Origin of the sequence: Pseudoalteromonas sp. SR44-5 (assembly GCF_014163675.1) — a bacterium.
Classification (GTDB): Bacteria; Pseudomonadota; Gammaproteobacteria; order Enterobacterales; family Alteromonadaceae; genus Pseudoalteromonas; species Pseudoalteromonas rhizosphaerae.
Genome location: NZ_JACJDT010000002.1, coordinates 44578 through 62451 on the forward strand (window position 1 = coordinate 44578; position 17874 = coordinate 62451).

17 protein-coding genes are annotated in these 17874 nt (G+C 41.4%); 7 read left to right on the forward strand and 10 right to left on the reverse strand.

The window, feature by feature from the left end; translation table 11 throughout:
- The first annotated feature begins 118 nt into the window (after window positions 1-118).
- The gene (locus H5154_RS01355) at window positions 119-934 is read left to right on the forward strand and encodes a symmetrical bis(5'-nucleosyl)-tetraphosphatase (RefSeq protein ID WP_182717157.1); all 816 of its coding nucleotides are present in this window, start codon (window positions 119-121) and stop codon (window positions 932-934) included.
- A 133-nt stretch (window positions 935-1067) separates the two neighbouring features.
- Window positions 1068-3083 carry a methyl-accepting chemotaxis protein gene (locus H5154_RS01360; protein WP_182717158.1) on the forward strand — a complete coding sequence of 672 codons (2016 nt, stop codon included), beginning with the start codon at window positions 1068-1070 and terminating at the stop codon, window positions 3081-3083.
- Window positions 3084-3339: 256 nt separating this feature from the next.
- Here H5154_RS01360 and gltX read toward each other — a convergent pair whose 3' ends face one another.
- From gltX to proB, 4 genes are all read right to left on the reverse strand, one after another.
- Complete coding sequence (gene gltX, locus H5154_RS01365; RefSeq protein ID WP_182717159.1) at window positions 3340-4824, reverse strand: glutamate--tRNA ligase; 1485 nt, start codon at window positions 4822-4824, stop codon at window positions 3340-3342.
- Window positions 4825-4899: 75 nt separating this feature from the next.
- Window positions 4900-5259, reverse strand: a complete 360-nt coding sequence (locus tag H5154_RS01370) for a glutathione S-transferase N-terminal domain-containing protein (protein WP_145235432.1) — start codon at window positions 5257-5259, stop codon at window positions 4900-4902.
- Between the two features lie 68 nt (window positions 5260-5327).
- Window positions 5328-6302, reverse strand: coding sequence for a GGDEF domain-containing protein (locus H5154_RS01375; RefSeq protein WP_182717160.1), 975 nt, complete (start codon window positions 6300-6302; stop codon window positions 5328-5330).
- A gap of 69 nt (window positions 6303-6371) precedes the next feature.
- Complete coding sequence (proB, locus tag H5154_RS01380; RefSeq protein ID WP_145235430.1) at window positions 6372-7475, reverse strand: glutamate 5-kinase; 1104 nt, start codon at window positions 7473-7475, stop codon at window positions 6372-6374.
- 129 nt (window positions 7476-7604) lie between these two features.
- On the opposite strand from proB, the gene H5154_RS01385 reads away from it, so the two are divergent.
- Window positions 7605-8567, forward strand: coding sequence for a DMT family transporter (locus tag H5154_RS01385; RefSeq protein ID WP_145235428.1), 963 nt, complete (start codon window positions 7605-7607; stop codon window positions 8565-8567).
- Here H5154_RS01385 and H5154_RS01390 read toward each other — a convergent pair.
- Genes H5154_RS01390 through pdsO form a run of 3 tightly spaced genes read right to left on the reverse strand, consistent with a single transcriptional unit; the run spans window position 8459 to window position 11850 of the window.
- Window positions 8459-9055 carry a class GN sortase gene (locus H5154_RS01390; protein ID WP_182717161.1) on the reverse strand — a complete coding sequence of 199 codons (597 nt, stop codon included), beginning with the start codon at window positions 9053-9055 and terminating at the stop codon, window positions 8459-8461. The two genes, H5154_RS01385 and H5154_RS01390, sit on opposite strands and share 109 nt — an antisense overlap.
- Window positions 9052-11073, reverse strand: coding sequence for a marine proteobacterial sortase target protein (locus tag H5154_RS01395; protein ID WP_182717162.1), 2022 nt, complete (start codon window positions 11071-11073; stop codon window positions 9052-9054). The genes H5154_RS01390 and H5154_RS01395 overlap by 4 nt, the downstream gene beginning before the upstream one ends.
- 39 nt (window positions 11074-11112) lie before the next feature.
- Entirely contained in the window at window positions 11113-11850 is a 738-nt protein-coding gene (gene pdsO / locus H5154_RS01400) for a sortase-associated OmpA-like protein PdsO (protein ID WP_149982100.1), read from the reverse strand.
- A 224-nt stretch (window positions 11851-12074) separates the two neighbouring features.
- On the opposite strand from pdsO, the gene pdsR reads away from it, so the two are divergent.
- From pdsR to H5154_RS01420, 4 genes are all read left to right on the forward strand, one after another.
- Window positions 12075-12764: a proteobacterial dedicated sortase system response regulator gene (gene pdsR, locus H5154_RS01405; protein WP_145235419.1), complete on the forward strand. Its 690-nt coding sequence runs from the start codon at window positions 12075-12077 to the stop codon at window positions 12762-12764.
- Window positions 12764-14896 carry a proteobacterial dedicated sortase system histidine kinase gene (gene pdsS, locus H5154_RS01410; RefSeq protein WP_182717163.1) on the forward strand — a complete coding sequence of 711 codons (2133 nt, stop codon included), beginning with the start codon at window positions 12764-12766 and terminating at the stop codon, window positions 14894-14896. Before pdsR ends, pdsS begins: the two co-directional genes overlap by 1 nt.
- Window positions 14897-14998: 102 nt before the next feature.
- A complete protein-coding gene (locus H5154_RS01415) occupies window positions 14999-15157 on the forward strand; it encodes a hypothetical protein (protein WP_179959192.1) in 159 nt (52 codons plus the stop codon).
- 50 nt (window positions 15158-15207) lie between these two features.
- A complete protein-coding gene (locus tag H5154_RS01420) occupies window positions 15208-15441 on the forward strand; it encodes a hypothetical protein (RefSeq protein WP_145235415.1) in 234 nt (77 codons plus the stop codon).
- 28 nt (window positions 15442-15469) lie between these two features.
- Here the strand turns inward: H5154_RS01420 and H5154_RS01425 are convergent, their stop codons facing one another.
- The 3 genes from H5154_RS01425 to H5154_RS01435 are packed head-to-tail and all read right to left on the reverse strand — an operon-like array spanning window position 15470 to window position 17873.
- Window positions 15470-15970: a DUF1543 domain-containing protein gene (locus H5154_RS01425; protein ID WP_182717164.1), complete on the reverse strand. Its 501-nt coding sequence runs from the start codon at window positions 15968-15970 to the stop codon at window positions 15470-15472.
- An 8-nt stretch (window positions 15971-15978) separates the two neighbouring features.
- The gene (locus tag H5154_RS01430) at window positions 15979-17328 is read right to left on the reverse strand and encodes a sigma 54-interacting transcriptional regulator (RefSeq protein WP_182717165.1); all 1350 of its coding nucleotides are present in this window, start codon (window positions 17326-17328) and stop codon (window positions 15979-15981) included.
- 2 nt (window positions 17329-17330) lie between these two features.
- Window positions 17331-17873, reverse strand: coding sequence for a hypothetical protein (locus tag H5154_RS01435; protein WP_182717166.1), 543 nt, complete (start codon window positions 17871-17873; stop codon window positions 17331-17333).
- Window position 17874 lies beyond the last annotated feature (1 nt).

Genomic DNA, 17874 nt, shown 5'->3' on the forward strand with positions numbered 1-17874 from the left:
AGAGATAACAAGGCGAATTTACGCGTCAATAGCTGGCCTATTGCAAGTAGATTCAACGCAGTTAGCGTTGAAAATAGCCACAGGAGATAGATTTATTCTCCCGAATTTAGGTTAAATAATGGCAAATTATGCGATAGGTGATCTACAAGGTTGTTATAAAGAATTTCAAGCTTTGTTGCTGCAAGTTGACTTCAACCCAAGCAAAGATCACCTTTATTTAGTGGGCGATATTGTCGCCCGCGGCCCCGACTCACTTGCCTGCCTAGATTATATATATACACATCAAGATAGCATCACCGTTACCTTGGGTAATCACGACTTACACCTGATTGCCAATTACATGTTAGATAAACCCGCTAATCCTAAAGACAAGCTCACCGCCCTGCTTGATTCCACAAAGCTACCTGCTTATATAGCCATGTTACAGCAGCAACCACTTGCTTTATGGCTTGAAAAAGAACAGGTATTTATTAGCCACGCCGGCCTCAACCCTGCATGGTCAATTGAACAGGCTCTACAACATGCACAATTTGCTGAATCCTGCTATCAAGGTGAGAATGCGCGCGATTTTTTCAAACATATGTATGAGCAGCATCCTAGCCTTTGGAGTGAACAACTCAATGACTTTGAGCGGTTTCGTTATATTGTAAATTACTTTACTCGAATGCGATTTTTAACCCTTGATGAACAATTAGAGTTAAGCTATAAAGGTGGTATTGCTAACGCTACTGCAATGATCCCTTGGTTCAAGCACCCAAAATTTACAACTTTTAAACAACATATTGTTTTTGGTCATTGGGCTGCTCTTGAAGGTGTAACCGATCATGAAAATATCTACGCTTTAGACACTGGTTGTGTGTGGGGTGGAGCTATGACCTTGCTAGAATTAAAAAACAAACAATTATTCAGCATTAATTCAGCTAATTCTATCTAAATAACCTGAAAAAAAACTCATCTTCTGTTAGATTTAAAGTTATAAATGTTAAAAGTAATTAAATTTAATTACTTAACTTATCCGCAATAAAGCCGATAAAGTCTAATTGCTACTCTCTTTATGGAATTTTTATATGAACTTAACTGTCAGCCAGCGTATTTGGGGTGGTTTTATTTGTATCACCTTATTACTTCTTTTAATTGGGGGTAATTCACTGTTCAGAATCGCAAATATTAATAATTCAGCGCAGCAAGTAAATCAATTATCATTGCCTGCACTGGAACAAAGTTCTGAACTTCAGGTTGAGTTTATCTTAATGAGTAAAGCTGCCCAAGCAAGCTTTTATACCACTTCAGCTGCAGAGCTTGCGCCAATTGAAAAATCAGTGTTCGAACAAAAACAACGCTTTGATAAATCTTACTCGCAATTACGACAAGTTGTCAGTGACAATGCTCAACTAAATCAAAGTAGTCAAAGCGTGGAACGAACTTACAAAAGTTTTATTAAATTAGTAGAAGATTTATTAAAAGATAAAAAAACTCAATTAGAACTCAATAAATCATTACGAGCACAGTTAGAAACTATTGAGCTTGCTGCAGAAGATGCTAACTCTGTGGTTTTGGATATTATCGATATTGATGGTTTAGAAAGCAGTGATAGCAGAGCCTATCAAGCAGCTAATAAATTAGAAAATAACTTTTTATCTTTGGTGACTAACAGCACTGACATGCTGACAGTTAAAACCCAAAATACCTTAGATATCGTCAAAAATGAGCAGCTTTATTATTTAGAAGAAATTGAGCGTAGTTTAAAGCTACTCAAACCGGTTGTTGAAGCCGCTGAGCCGGGTTTATACAACGATCTAAACAACTACTTTGTCCCTATTCGCGATAACATTCTCGGCAACAATAGTATTTCAGCTAATAAAAAGCGTTTAATTGATGTGATCGCAATGACTGAAACGGAACTTACTGAGGCAGAGCAAGCTACGGCAACTGCATTAAAACAACTCAACGAATTAGTCGCTCAAGCGAGTAATGTTGCTTTTGAATTACAAAAAGAAGTTAGGATCGACGTCGACTCAGCCAACTTATGGACTTGGGTTGGTATGATAAGTGCTACCTTACTAGCTATAATAGTGGCTTATATAACAGTTAATCGCATTACTAAACCACTTGCAGAAGTTAACCGCATTCTTGATATTGTTGCTAGTGGCGATATGACACAACGTCTTGATGATACGGCTAAAGATGAATTTGGTGAGCTATCGCGTAGTTGTAATACACTTATCGCCAGCTTACGCAGCTTGATCAAAGGCATTATATCTCGTTCCACACAACTTGCTGCGGCCTCAGAAGAAACGTCTGCTATTACCGGTGAATCAAGCCAAGCAATTCGTAATCAACAAGCACAGGTAGAACAAGCGGCAACAGCGACAACAGAAATGAGCAGTACCTCACAAACGGTGAGTAATAGCGCACAACAGGCACTTAAAGAAATCAAAAATGCCGATAAAGAAGCTGAACGAGTTAAGGGTATTTCTAGCCAGAATAAATCGACCATTGAGCAGCTAGCTCGTGAAGTTGAATCAGCCTCACTAGTCATTAATAAGCTTCATCAAGATAGCGCCTCGATTGGTAGTATTCTTGATGTTATTCGTGGTATCGCGGATCAAACTAACTTACTAGCACTTAATGCAGCTATTGAAGCAGCACGTGCCGGTGAACAAGGTCGTGGTTTTGCCGTTGTTGCTGATGAGGTTCGTTCATTGGCTAGTAAAACACAAGCCTCGACTCAAGAAATTCAAGCCATGATCGAATCATTGCAAACAGGCGCTGAAGCAGCCGTAACTGCAATGTCTAAAGGCAAGCAACAAGCTGATTCTTGTGTTGAACAATCAGACCTAGCCAACGCAGCACTGGATTCAATCACCTCAGCGGTTGCTTTAGCACATGATGTGAGTGAAGAAATATCGACCGCAGCACAAGAGCAACAACAAGTCTCACAAGAGATCAGCGAGCGCCTTGAGTCTATCGTAGCCATTGCTGAACAAACCGCTGAAGGAGCTAATCAGACTAATATATCAAGCTCTGAGGTCGCTAAACTTGCCGAAGAGTTACGCTTGTCTGTAGATGAGTTCAAAGTCTAGGGCAAAGCAAATTAAAACAACAAAGCCGTGTTGATTTAAAACACGGCTTTTTTTTCGAAAAAATAAACCACCGATACCCCACTTTTCACTGCTGAGCTAACAAATTGCGTGAGAACAGCCAACTGTTATAATTTCATCGTCCACACACTAGCTTTGCTTGTTGGCAATACTCCATTATTTTTCCACAAAAAAGCCGAACTCCACGTTAATAAAGTTCGGCTTTTAATGATCATCAAGCTTAGCTAGATTACTTTACCTATGCAGCAGGATACTCGCGATACGCACGCTCAATATTCTTCGCTTGCTTTTTAGAGATACCTAAATGCGCAAGTGCTACACGTAAACGTGCGCGCGATAGATCTGAGCCTAATATTTCCATTGCATCAAGTACTGATGTTGAAGACGTTTTGCCAGTAATAGCGACAAATATCGGCTCTAAAAAGTCTTTAATCTTCAGCTCATGGAAAGTAGACACCGCTTTAGCTATAGCAAATATTGCTGATTTTTCCCAGCTTCGTAAGCCCTCAAGCTCCCAGATAAAGAACTGTAAAGCTTGGCGAATTACATCTTCATCGGCTTTACCAGCGGTCAGTAACGCAGGGTCGTAAGTTGGAATGCCACCGACAAAATGACCGGCTAAATCAACCATATCTGATAGGGTATTAATGCGGGCTTTCGCCTCTGGTAATACTTTAGCAAGCATTGCCCCATTAAACTTCCAATCTACAAAGCGCTGAATTAGCTCTTCGTTGCTGAAGTTTTCGCGGATCCACATGCCGTTTAACCAGCTTAGTTTATCAACGTCAAATACTGGGCCACCGAGTGATACACGCTTCATATCAAAATGTTCAATCATTTCAGCAAGCGTGAACTTTTCACGCTCATCCGGCATTGACCAGCCCATGCGTCCAAGGTAGTTAAGTACCGCTTCAGGTAAGTAACCCATTTCTTTATAGTAATTAATAGAAGTTGGATTTTTACGCTTAGATAGCTTTGACTTATCTGGATTACGTAATAGTGGTAAGTGACCAAGCACCGGCGCTTGCCAACCAAAATCTTCATATAATTTTAGCAGCTTAGGCGCAGAGTTGATCCACTCCTCACCACGGAAAATATGGCTAATTTCCATATGGTGGTCATCAACCACGTTAGCTAAAAAGTAAGTTGGGAAACCATCGGCTTTAAGTAACACTTGCATATCAACGTTTTCCCACGGGATCTCAATTTCACCACGTAAGTAATCGTTAAATTTAAAGGTACCTTCGCTTGGAATATTCATACGTATAACGTAAGGCTTACCGGCAGCTAAGTTGGCTTTAATTTCGTCATCCGTAAGGTTTAAACCACGGCCATCGTATTTAGGACGCAGGCCTTCAGCCATTTGCTCTTCACGCATTTGGTCCAGCTCTTCGCTAGTTGCAAAACAATAAAATGCTTTGCCATCATCAACTAACTGATGCGCATATTTTTTATATAAATCGCTACGCTCTGATTGACGATAAGGACCAAACTCACCACCGACATCAGGACCATGATCCCATTCAAGCCCTAACCAACGAAGACTATCCATAATCGCTTGTTCTGATTCTGAAGTGCTACGTACTTGGTCTGTGTCTTCAATACGAAGTACAAATTCGCCACCTTGCTGCTTAGCAAAACAGTAATTAAATAAGGCGATATAAGCGGTACCAAGATGCGGGTCACCGGTTGGTGACGGCGCAACACGTGTACGAATTGTCATGGTTATGTTCTCTTTCAATGGACAATAAAATATGCGCTAAATGCTAACACAGCAAATGCGCTTGAAAAATGAATATTAAGCTGCAGCTTTATTTAAGTAAGCAATGATATCGTTTGATTCATATAACCAAGTGACTTGGTTATCTTTTTCGATACGTAGACACGGTACTTTTATTTTTCCGCCTTGTTCGAGCAATTCTTGACGATACTGTTCATTACTTTTCGCGTCGCGCGTTTCAACTTTTAACCCTTCGCGTTTAATTGCACGGCGCACTTTTACGCAGAATGGGCAAGCTTTGAATTGATATAGTTTAAATTGTGCAGTGAGTTGATCAAGCTGAGCTTGCTCTCCCGCAGGACGTTTTTTACTACGTGGTGTAAAAACAAAATCAAAAAATAAGATCAAACTACCTAATAACCAACGAACTAATTTCATCAACGGGGCCCTGTTTACAACAATTTAAGGGCACAGATTTTAGCACAGTTAAAGCAACTGCAAAAGATTCAAAAAAGCTCTATACCATCATCACTAGCAATATCATCCACTAAGTTTAGATCGCTATAAGCAGTAACTCGGTTACGCCCATTATTTTTCGATTCATACAATGCTAAATCCGCTTTATGTACTAAAGATGCAACCATATCAACATGGCTAAGTTCCAAAAAACCCGCACTGACGGTTAAATTACCTATTTGTGGAAAAGGATATTCAGCAATATTCGCTCGTAATCGATTTAACGTACCACGAGCTGCTGCTTTATCGAAGCTTTGAAATAATACGGCAAATTCCTCACCGCCATAGCGAAATACATAATCTTCCAAGCGAAAATTATTTTTCAGTAATCGCGATACTAATAAAATAACTTCATCACCAATTACATGACCAAAATTATCATTGACCCGTTTAAAGTGATCAATATCGACAATCGCTAAATACCAACTTTTACTTACTGCGAATGCCTCATCTTTGGCCAAAAAGTCTTCTTCTGAGAGTATTTCAATGACTTTTTTATCAAACGTTTGCCGATTAAGTAATTCTGTTAAAGGGTCTAATCGTGATTTATGGATCAAGGCTAATTGATTAGCATAAACATTTAAAATATGTAGTGCCAACACGCCAATGCCTTCGGGCAATTCGTCTTTCGATTTAACCATTAATAGGCCAATGACAGTGCCTAAATAAGACATCGGCACATACATTGTAACACTTTCAAATGCACTGCTTACACGCACTTTATTTTTGCTTACTTTATCTAATAAAAGCATCAGTTCATCGGATCTAAGCGGATCTATTTTGCTATCAACATTCAATAAGGTAGGATGAAGTTGCGGATTGAAATGTTTATTAATATATAGCGCAAATACTTTGAGCTTAGACAGGCCAGAAATAGCTGTAATAAGCGCGGCATCTAAAGCCTGCTCTTCGGTTTGTTGCGTTAAGAATACAATCCATTCATGTCCACAAGGGTTTGCTATCATCTAAACCAACCTAAACAAATACATAACATTTAGTTTAGGTTAGCTTTACAGTTTTACTAAATTATTAGTTTAGAACAACACCAAGTCATCTCGATGGATCACTTCACTACCGCAATCAAAAGCTAGCAACTTTGTAATTTCACTTGAATGACAACCTTTAATAGTGTCGGTTTCAGCTTTACTAAAACGTACTAACCCACGGGCCACTAATTGTTGATCACTGGTGACTAAATCAATCAAATCGCCACGTTCAAACTGCCCGCGCACACCGCGTACGCCTTTGGCTAATAAACTAGCGCCTTGTTGCTGTAAAGCATTTACTGCGCCATCATCAATCACTATTTGGCCACTACTTTTAGGTCCAGCTAACAGCCATTTTTTACGGCCATCTCTTGGCGCTGTTAGCTTTACAAAGCGTGTTCCTGGTAACTGTTCGCTCATGCAATTAAGGATCACATTTTTACCAGCACCTTTGGCTATGATCACTTCCACCCCGGCTCGACGAGCGATATCAGCGGCTTGCAATTTCGTTGCCATACCACCCGTGCCTAGACTAGTTCCACTGCCACCAGCAAGCTGGCGTAACTCATCATCAATATGTGCCACTTCGTCAATTAATTGCGCATTAACATCAGTACGTGGATCACTGGTAAATAAACCTTCTTGGTCGGTTAGTAATAATAATTTGTCGGCATTAGCTAATATAGCGACCAGTGCTGAGAGGTTGTCGTTATCACCTACTTTAATTTCAGCAGTTGCGACCGCATCATTTTCATTAATGATTGGCACCACGTCATAACTTAATAATGCAGTTAAAGTATCGCGGGCATTGAGGTAGCGTTCTCGGTCATCAACGTCAGCGCGAGTCAGTAGCATTTGCCCTACATTCACGCCATATAAAGCAAATAAGCTTTGCCAAATGTGGATAAGCTGACCTTGACCAATCGCGGCAAGCATCTGTTTATCAATCAATGAACGACCGCAGGGTTTTAATAGTTGCTCTCGGCCAGCAGCCACCGCGCCACTTGATACCAGCACAACTTGATGACCTTGCTTTTTTAATTCACAACATTGGCGAACTAATTCAACCATGTGTGCTTTGTCGAGTTTATCGGTTCCACCAGTGAGTACACTCGTTCCCAGCTTAACCACTATTACCTGTGCCCTTTGCATGCTTTTTACTACACAAAAATATTGAAGGATTTATTTATACCAGTTATCAATTTTTGAACAAGTTAAAAATATTCAATCACGGTGCTGACGTGCTAGGATCGTGTTTTAATTCACTTTAAAGCGACCTTCATGCCAGCCAGTTTATGTTTAATAATCGCCACCTTTTTATGGGGTAGTTCTTTTATCGCGCTGAAATACGCGATCGCCATTTATGACCCTGCACTGGTGATTTTTTTACGCATGTTAACCACCTTAGTCATGGCATTGTGCTTATGGCGTTACGTTATTCGCTTTAAATATCATCAAGGTGACTGGAAATATCTGGTGGGGATGTCGCTGGCTGAGCCCTGTTTGTATTTTTTATTTGAAGGCCATGCGATGGAATATACTTCAGCTTCTCAAGCGGGGGTTATTGTATCGTGCTTACCGATTATCGTAGCACTTTTAGCGTTTTTTATGCTCAAAGAGTACATTAGTAAGGCCATTGTTATTGGTTTCACTTTTTGTATTGGCGGCAGTATCTTATTAACTTTAATGTCGCCAAGCTCAGAGCAGGCTCCCAATCCATTGCTGGGTAACTTTTTGGAGTTAATGGCAATGGTCTGCGCTGCATTTTATACTATTTCAGTTAAACATTTAGTTGCTCGCTACTCACCATTAACCTTAATTGCACTGCAAGGTTTTAGCGGTAGTCTGTTCTTTGCGCCATTTTTACTGTTTATTGATTTACCCAGTGAAAATCAACACGACCTTGGCGCATTATTAAGTATTTTATATTTAGGCTCTTGCGTCACCTTAGGCGGCTATGGTTTGTACAATTACGCAATTAGTAAGGTGTCAGTGCTCACTGCCGCAGCCTATTCAAATTTAATACCGATTTTCACCCTAATATTATCAGCAATTATCTTGGGAGAAGTACTTTCTCTTAGCCAATGGCTCAGCATTGGCGTGGTATTTGTAGGTGTAATGATAAGTCAGCGTCATCAAGAATTGGTAGTAGACATAGATAACACCGATGCAGGTGATGGCAATTTATCGGCAGAGACTAATAATCGTAATTCAGTCCCGGAGGCTAAAGAGTCAAACGGATAACAGGTTAATAAATACAAGCCTTTATGCGCTAAAAAATCGTACTGGGACTGATGAATAACCGTAATCCCACGCACTCGATAGCGATCAATTTGGCCATTTTGCGTTTGTAAGCTAAATTGCTCACCTACATTCACTTTTTGTAAGAAAGCAAAGTGAGTGTCATTATGTCCAGCAATTAACACGCCTGCTTGCTCAGAGCCTAGCTCTGCACTAGCTAAAAAGTGACTCGGGGCAAACGCTAAGTTACGGCCACTGGCTCCTGCTAATATTGTTAAGGTTTGCTTTTGGCTTGGCCAATTCAGTTGTGCAGTTACATAACTATCAGCATAGAACCAGGGTTTAACTTGTTGCTCTGGCGTTGTCAGTGCCACTTGCCAAGCCTGCTCTATAAGGCGTTGTGCCAGCCACGCTTTAGCTTGCATATAACTACCATGACCAAGCAACGCCAAGCCAACAATCAACAATATAGCGCCAATCACTGCTTTCATTTTTTCAGTCTCGACACTGCAAATCCAGCCAACAGCATGCAACCGAGTAAAATATGTAGTCTGCTTTGCCCATCAGTTTGTGGCAAACTCATTGCTAGACCCTGAGGTCGTTGATTAACCACTTGCACATTCTGCTCAGCAACAGTGCTCGATGCTGTCTGTTCAATCGCTACAAAGGCGGTAAACGGACTAAGTAATTGATGTTCAAGCGCTAGACTCTCAACCTGTGCTTTAACCTGCTCTTGCTCGTTATAAAGTAATAATGATTTAATTTTTTGCCGTGCCCACAACCTTGCAATTCCATGAGCCGGTCGCCCTTGTTGTGTATTTAACTTTATCGACAACGGTCCTTGCGCCGTTTGCCCCGCTAAAGTAACGCCGGCATTATTATCAAGCTTTATAGCAACCATCACCGGCTCTGAAAAATACAGATCGGGTAACGGCGATGGCCAATATTCAAGAGCTTGATTTGCCAAATCACTGCTTAGCGCAAGTTGAGTAATTGCAGGATGAGCTAACTTATCAAATAGTTGCTGCATTTTTGGTTGCACGTCACTACTGCTGCCAATATAAGTAAACGTTCCGCGCCCAACATCTGCAGCTCGACGCATAAAGTAACTATTAGGCGCACTACCGATACCAATCGTAAACAAACGACTATCACCTAGTTGCGCACTAATATGTTTAAACAATGCATCTTCATTACTGACACTGCCATCGGTTAAAAATACCACTTGACGCACATACCCTAGATGCTCACGAGCATCTAGTACACCATCTAATGCCCCTTTAATATCAGTGCCGCCATCAGCTTGTAAATTATATACAAAGCGCTCAGCACGGCGTAAATTAAAATCATTAGCCGGCACAGGTTTATCGCTCATAGGCATAATTTGATCGTCAAAGCCGACAATATTAAAGCTGTCGTTACTATCAAGTAACGATAACGCATAATGAAGTGCACTTTTGGCTTGCTCCATTGACTGTCCGTGCATAGAGCCGGAAGTGTCGACTACAAAAATCATTTCTCTTGCTAGACGCTGAGTCTGCGTAAAATGATCATCCGGCGGCAGCAACATTAATAATCCATAACGCTCACCATTACTGAGCTGCTCAGTAAAAAATGCGGCTTGCGCTTGCTCTTTTTGCAGCGGTTTAAACTCCAGTAAAAAATCACGATTCACGGCACGTTGTTCATTTAAAGTAACTTGATACTGACCAAATGCCAGATTTTCGGTATTAATACGATGATATTTAGACTGAATATCCACCAGCTCTAGGCCAACATCAATATTAACCGTTAGCTTAAACTCGCCTTGAACCGCGCCTGCATTTTTAGTGGCCATGTAAATCGGTGCTATCCACCCCGTGGCAGCAATACTCGCTGATGATAACTCATTACTCTGCGAGTCAATCATATCCTCTGCTGTTTCATTTAATACCCCATTAATCGGATGGTAACGCGGCGTTATCGTGGTTGGAAATCGTAGTGCAAATGTACCACTGCGATAATCAATCACTTCTTGATATTGCAGCTCTATTTGTACTTCTTCGCCGGGGCCGATGTTTGCCACATTAGTGACAAACATGTTTGCACGCTGCTGGCGCACTAAAGCGGCTTGTTTACCCGCTTGTTGCGCCTGTTGAAAGCGCAGCTCGGCTTGTGCTTTTTTATCAATTTCACCTTTGATCACCCGCTCACCAATGTGCATAGTCATGGCATGAACCGCACTTTCATCGGGCAGCGGAAAGACATAGCGTGCATTAACAGCAAACGGATTTTCATTGCGATAATGTTGAGTTACCACGACATGGTTTATCAATCCGGTGACTGTCATGGTGGCATCACTTTTTAAGATAACGCCAGGCGCTGCCTTTGCACCATTGCTGTCGAACATAGTTAGTTCTGGCGATGTGCTGGCGTTACTCGCACAGCTAACAAACGCGATGAAGGTAAAAAGGCTTCCCCGTAACCATAAATGGCTACGAGTCAGCACTTTGCTTGGTTTACTCAACATAAAAATCACTCCCTTGGCGGCTACTTGGCAAAATGGCGATTAGTTACTCGCGGTTTGGTTATACGGCTGCGTGCTTGGACGAGTTGTTAACGTTACACGGCGGTCAAACATGTTTTCTTCATAATTATCGCTATCTGCCACAGTTTGTTGCTCACCAAATGCGGTAGTCGTTAAGCGGGTATGGCTTATACCTTGCTTTATTAAGTAGCTTTGTACATTTGCGACTCGCTGTTTTGAAAGCACTAAGTTAGCGAGCTCATCACCACGTTGATCGGCAAAGCCATTTAAATCCAACTGCAAGTCTGGCTGGCTTTGTAGTAAATTCACTAGTTGATCAAGTTGGCTGGCAAAGTGCGGGGCAATCTCACTTGAACCGGTTTTAAATTGAATGGTCATTGCCATTAGGTTGTGCATTTTTGCTAATGCAAGGCGTTCGTTATTACTCTCAAGCTTATCTAGCTGCTCACTCATTTGCGCATTTTGAGCAAGTACATGCTGGTAATCATCGGTTTTATCTTGCAGCACAACTAAAGCTCGTTGTTGCTCGGCAATTTTATCTTCTGCCACTTCTTGCTCGCCAATCAAGCCTCCGGCAAATGCACCAACAAAGGCACCGATTGGGCCGCCAACAATACCGCCAACAATTGCCCCCGTACTTAAACCTATCACCGTTTCTTTATGAGTTTCTTTTGCTTTAACTGCAACTGTGTCAGCGTGGGCTAAGTTAGGTGCTGCAAAAATAGTAGCAACAGTGCAAGCGATAATCATTTTTTTCATGGTGTAATCCTTTTTTGCTTAATTACTTAATAGTTGGCAACTCATGGGTTGGTAGCTGCCCGATTTGGTATAACGCCATTAAAGCAAGCTCAAGTGGCAACAAAGGGGAGCAAAAAAGGCAAACTGCTGAGCAATTGTGGCAAAAAAATGGCAATTGCTTTTTCGCCAGTGCGAAAGCAAAAAAATTAGGTATAGTGCAACTAGAATATAAGAAGGTGCTGTAAATGAAGAAGATTGCAATTATTGAAGACGAACCCGCGATCCGCGAAAATTACATGGAAATGCTCAGCGCGCAGGGTTATCTGGTCAGCGGCTATAGCAACCGTCAAAGTGCAGAGCATGCTTTTAATGACGCACTACCAGACTTAGCGATTGTCGATATTGGTTTAGGTCATGAAATTGATGGCGGTTTCTTACTATGCCAAACTCTGCGTTCGCTTTCTAAAACCTTGCCGATTATTTTTTTAACCGCCCGCGACAGCGAAATAGATACAGTGTGTGGCCTACGCATGGGCGCTGATGACTATCTCACTAAAGATATCAGCATGGCGCATTTGGCGGCTCGTATCGGTGCACTGTTTCGACGTATGGAAGCACTCGAGCAACCCGCTGATCAAAATGCTTTACTCAATCGCGGCCCGCTCACGCTTGATACTAAACGCATGCAAGTATTTTGGCAGCAGCAAATAGTCGATTTAACCGTAACTGAATTTTGGATGCTGCATTCACTGGCACAGCGCCCTGGGCATGTAAAAAGCCGTAACGAACTAATGAGTGATGCAAAGATTTACGTTGATGACAGCACTATCACTTCTCATGTTAAACGTATTCGCAAAAAATTTATCGCTTTAGATACTGACTTTGATTGTATAGATACCGTGTACGGTATGGGTTATCGCTGGGAGCAAGTGTAATGCTGCGTTTTGGTTTGCGCAGTAAATTTATATTGCTGTCGTGTTTTTTATTTTTACTGCCTTGGCTTGGCTATGAATACGTGTGGGAAATGGAAAAATTTCTGCGTCAAGGTCAAGAAAAAACCTTAGTCGGCACTACCCGAGCACTCGCCACGGCCCTGCATGAGCGCCCAGCATTATTTGACTCGCAAACCAATTTTTTAGATCAGGTTATAAAAGGCCGTGATCTCTACGCCTATAACCTTAGTAACCCCATTCAACTTGATGGCAAACTGTCGGACTGGCAGCCTTATCAAAGTCTTTTTTGGCATTACGACGAGCGCTATTTACAAACTAATAAACCAGACCATCAGCTTGAGGACTTATCGTTTGAGCATATGGTTGGTAAATATGAAAACTTTTTATATGCAGTATTTAAAGTTACCGATGACTCGGTGGTTTATCGCGCTAAAAACACCCTAAGTTTAACCCGTAATGATCACTTACAGATCATGTTAAAAACCCCACAAGGGGAATTTAAGCACTATATTGTTGCCGCTCGCCAAGATGGCTGGATCAACGCATTTGACGCACAAAGCAAAACCCCAATAACAAAAATTCAAGGATATTTTGTCAGTACAGAGACTGGCTACAACATAGAGTTGCGGTTTCCGCTAACTATGCTTGGCAATAAGCTCGGCTTTGCAATTGAAGATTGGGATCAAGGCAAGCCTGAGCCACAGACTATGTCGACTTCAAACTTACAAAACCCCAATGATATTGGCTCAGTGCTGGTGCCCTCCCCTGAAATAAATCGTATATTAAAAGGTATGGGTCACAGCGGCAGCCGAATTTGGGTGGTTGATAATCATCACCGCGTGTTAGCGCAGTCAGGATCAATTCATCATGCCGACGGCGTTTGGGCTGATGGGCTTAACGACCAGCCAGCAAAAACCTGGTGGCAACGATTTGAGAAAAACTACTTACATCCACTTTACTATAAAGTACTTACCCGCCCTGAAAATGAATTTTTAGATACCTTGCACGATGTCGCAGCGATGCAAGGCACACATATAGGTAAAGCACTCAGTGGCACACCAGCATCGTCTTGGCGACTCACTCCAGATAACAAAGCGGTTATTTTATCAGCCGCATATCCTATTTGGATCCAAGATAAGGTCATTGGTGCTGTAGTGGCCGAAGAGACTACCAATGGTGTTCGCACATTACGCAACAAATCGTTAGAGAAACTATTTAATGTGATTTTAGCAGTGATGCTAATAGGCACAGTAACGTTATTCTTTTTTGCATCAAGGATCTCCAGTCGTATTCGTCGCTTAAGAGATACCGCAGAGCAAGCCATTGATGCTCAAGGGCGAGTAACTGGCACTATTAATTACAGCGATTCAAACGATGAAATTGGCGATTTATCTCGCAGTTTTGCAAATATTGTAAGTCGCTTAGGTGGTTACACTAACTATTTAGAAACCATGTCGTCGCGATTATCTCACGAACTCAGAACACCCGTTGCGGTCGTACGTAGTTCCCTTGAAAACTTACAAATGCAGCCACAAAGTGAGCTGAGCCAAAAATACCTTGATCGTGCCAGTGAAGGAGTCGAGCGTTTAGGTAAAATAATCACCACCATGAGCGAAGCAACTCGCCTTGAGCAAAGTATTCAAAGCGCTGAAGCTGAACCGTTTGATTTGCGAAATGTGATCAATGGTTGTATGCAAGGCTACCAGCTAACCTATGCACAGCAACAATTTAGCCTTAATATTTGTCCGCAACCATTACTACTTAACGGCGCGCCTGAGTTTATTGCTCAGTTGCTAGATAAACTAATCAATAATGCCTTAGAGTTTAGTGTTGAAGATAGCGCTATAAGTGTCAGCCTTGATCAACATGATAATGAAGCCCTGCTATGTGTCAGTAATCTAGGTCCACTTTTACCCGAGGGATTAACAGAGCATATTTTTGATTCAATGGTGTCGGTACGTAGTCAACAACTGCAGCAGCAACCACACTTGGGTTTAGGGCTTTATATAGTACGTTTAGTGTGTGAATACCATAAAGGCACAGTTAGCGCGGCTAATAATCAACAAGCCGATGGTGTGACTTTTACCGTTCGACTGCCTATTAATAATAATTAAGGATTACATTTATACACATTTTGTACGGTTAATGTTCACTTACAATTCAGTCGCGCAGACATATGCTTACTACTTAACTAAGTTGATAAGATAGGAGGCAATATGCAAGCGATACTGAAACGTGAAGAAATTGATTTTATTTTTGATTTATACAGCTATGAAGATAGTGATGAGTTAAACAGTAGCGAACCTAACTCTGATACTGAAAAACATGACATAACGCAATCAAAAGTAATTTATCAGCCTAGTTGTTTGACCTAAAAGCGGTTTGCTCATTACAATGGCGCACCTTGTAAAAGTACTGCCTAATAATGAAAACTCATTCTGCTAAAAAAGAACTTATTTTATTACCGATCTTACTGATTGTTATTTTACTGTGTATTGCGGGGCATTTTTTACTACAAGCCAGCTTTCAAGATAGCAATGTTACCGAGTATATGCTTGCTGCGTTACCTTTTGCTATGTTTGGCTTAGTGATTATCGCTTTTAAAATTGCCAGTAACAGTGAAGACAAAGAGCGTGCAGAACAAAGTGATAACGGCTAACGCTTGCACCACACACACTCTTGATTATTTATAATATATGGTAACCAAACCAATCGGGCTTAATCGCTTGAGATTGCTCACTCGGGGTTAGCTTGATATGTAATTGACTGTCGAGCAAGTCAATTGCAAAGCAATCATCTACATCATGTAAGTCATCTTTATGAATATGACTTAAACCTGCTAGTAAATCCTCTTTTGCTCTTTGTTTAGCTTCGTCGCTACTACTAGCTACATATAACGCAAAGTCATGCTGCTCAGCCAAGCTATCAGCACAATACGCTCCTAAATTTACAAAGTATAACTGCTGCGATTGGGCCACGGGTTCATCAACCACGGTTACTGCAAAGCCATCAATGTGATTTACCGCCATATAGCTGTCCATGTGCACGCTACTTTTATCACCGACCCACTGCGCTTTTAATTTTGAGTAAGTTTGTTCTATCGATTCCCCAACAACAAAACGAACATCATGCATTTCAATATGGCAGCCCTGAATACGCCCACCTAAATACACCATAAATAACTGCATTTTCTCTCCTAACAAATAGTATCAACGTCAATGTTGTGTTTTTTAATCAATTTATAAAAATCTGAGCGATTTCGCTTAGCTAGTTTTGCCCCTTCTGCCACGTTACCGCCAGCCATCTTTAAAGCATTAATCACATAATCACGCTCAAATTCTTTTTTAGCATCGTTAAGTGAAAGCGGCTCAACATTGCTGGTATTACTATTAAGCGCACTTTCAACCAGCTGTGCTGATATTACTTCACCTGGGGTAAGTGCGACAACCTGCTCTACTACATTTTGTAACTGGCGAATATTACCCGGCCAATCGTGACGTACTAATGCATGCATCGCATCATTGGCGAAACGCTTTTCTTTTTGATCCATACGTTTAGCAATGGTAGCGCTAAAATACTGTGCTAATAAACTAACGTCTTCTCTGCGCTCACACAGTGGTGGCAATTTAAGATTCACAACATTTAAGCGATAGTATAAATCTTCGCGAAATTGCTGATTAGCAATCGCATCAGGTAAGTTTTTATGAGTTGCTGATACAATCCGCACATCAATTGGAATTTCTTCTTCAAAGCCCACAGGGCGAATAGTTTTTTCTTGTAATACGCGCAGTAACTTAACTTGTAAATTAAGTGGCATATCACCAATTTCATCTAAAAATAAAGTACCGCCTTGCGCTTGCTGAAATAACCCTTGGTGGTCTTTAATCGCGCCCGTAAAAGCCCCTTTTTTGTGACCGAATAGTTCTGATTCGAGTAATTCACCCGGTACCGCACCACAGTTTATTGCGACAAACGGACCTTCACTAACATGGCTATGTTGATGAATAGCATTAGCTAGTAACTCTTTACCTGTACCACTGGCCCCCGAGATCAACACATTGACCTGAGTCGGACCTAGTAATTTAACTTGCTCAAGTAAATGCAGCATAGCACCACTGCGGGTCACGATATTACTGTTTGATGCACTTTCATCGGCACTGAGACCATGAATTTCAATCGCTTTTGCTAAACTATCAAATAACTCATCTTTATCTACCGGTTTAGTAATAAAGGCAAAAATACCTTGCTTCGTCGCTTCAACAGCATCAGGAATAGACCCATGAGCTGTCATCATCAACACTGGCAGCGCTGGGTAGCGATTTTGTAACTGACGGTGTAATGCCATACCATCCATTTCATCCATGCGTAAGTCTGTAACCACAGCATCAAACACATTATTTTTTAATAACTGTAGCGCAGCGATACCGCTTTCGCAGGTAGTCACTTGATAGCCTTTAGATTCTATGCGAATAGCCAATAGTTTTAATAAACTTGCATCATCATCGACCAGTAAAATTCGCGCGCCTTGGTTTTGCTCTGTTGACATAATTACTGCTCCTTAGTTTCTTCGCGTAGTAATAGTTGCTGCTCGATGGCTGCCAGTGATGACAGGGTTTCTTGCATTTTATTATTCAGCGCTTGCTGCTGTTCTTTAGCGTTGATCTGCTGTTTTATTTGTTGTTTTTGCAGCCATAAATACTGTTTTATATCATCTGGCCAATAATAAGCTTGATCCAGTTTTAGCAGCTGCGTTAATACTTTTTCCGGTGCTAATACATTATTTTTACAACTAAAATCAAAATAATTCTGAAGCTCTTTAGCACCAATATAAACCGTTTTACTCGCTGCCACTTGAAAACCACCACACGACTTTGCATGCCAACCAATAACCGTTTCGGCAGGTGCATACATAGGATCGGTTTTCGGCCTAGGTTTCGGATTCGGTAAACTATCCTCTTGTGGTGTAGTCACCTTACCCGGTTGTTCAGCTTCAGGGTTGCTTTTATTTACTGGCTGCTCAGTTAACTCACACCCTGCGAGCCCTAAGGTTGTAATGCAAACCACTAAAATGGCATTTAAACGCACGCCCATG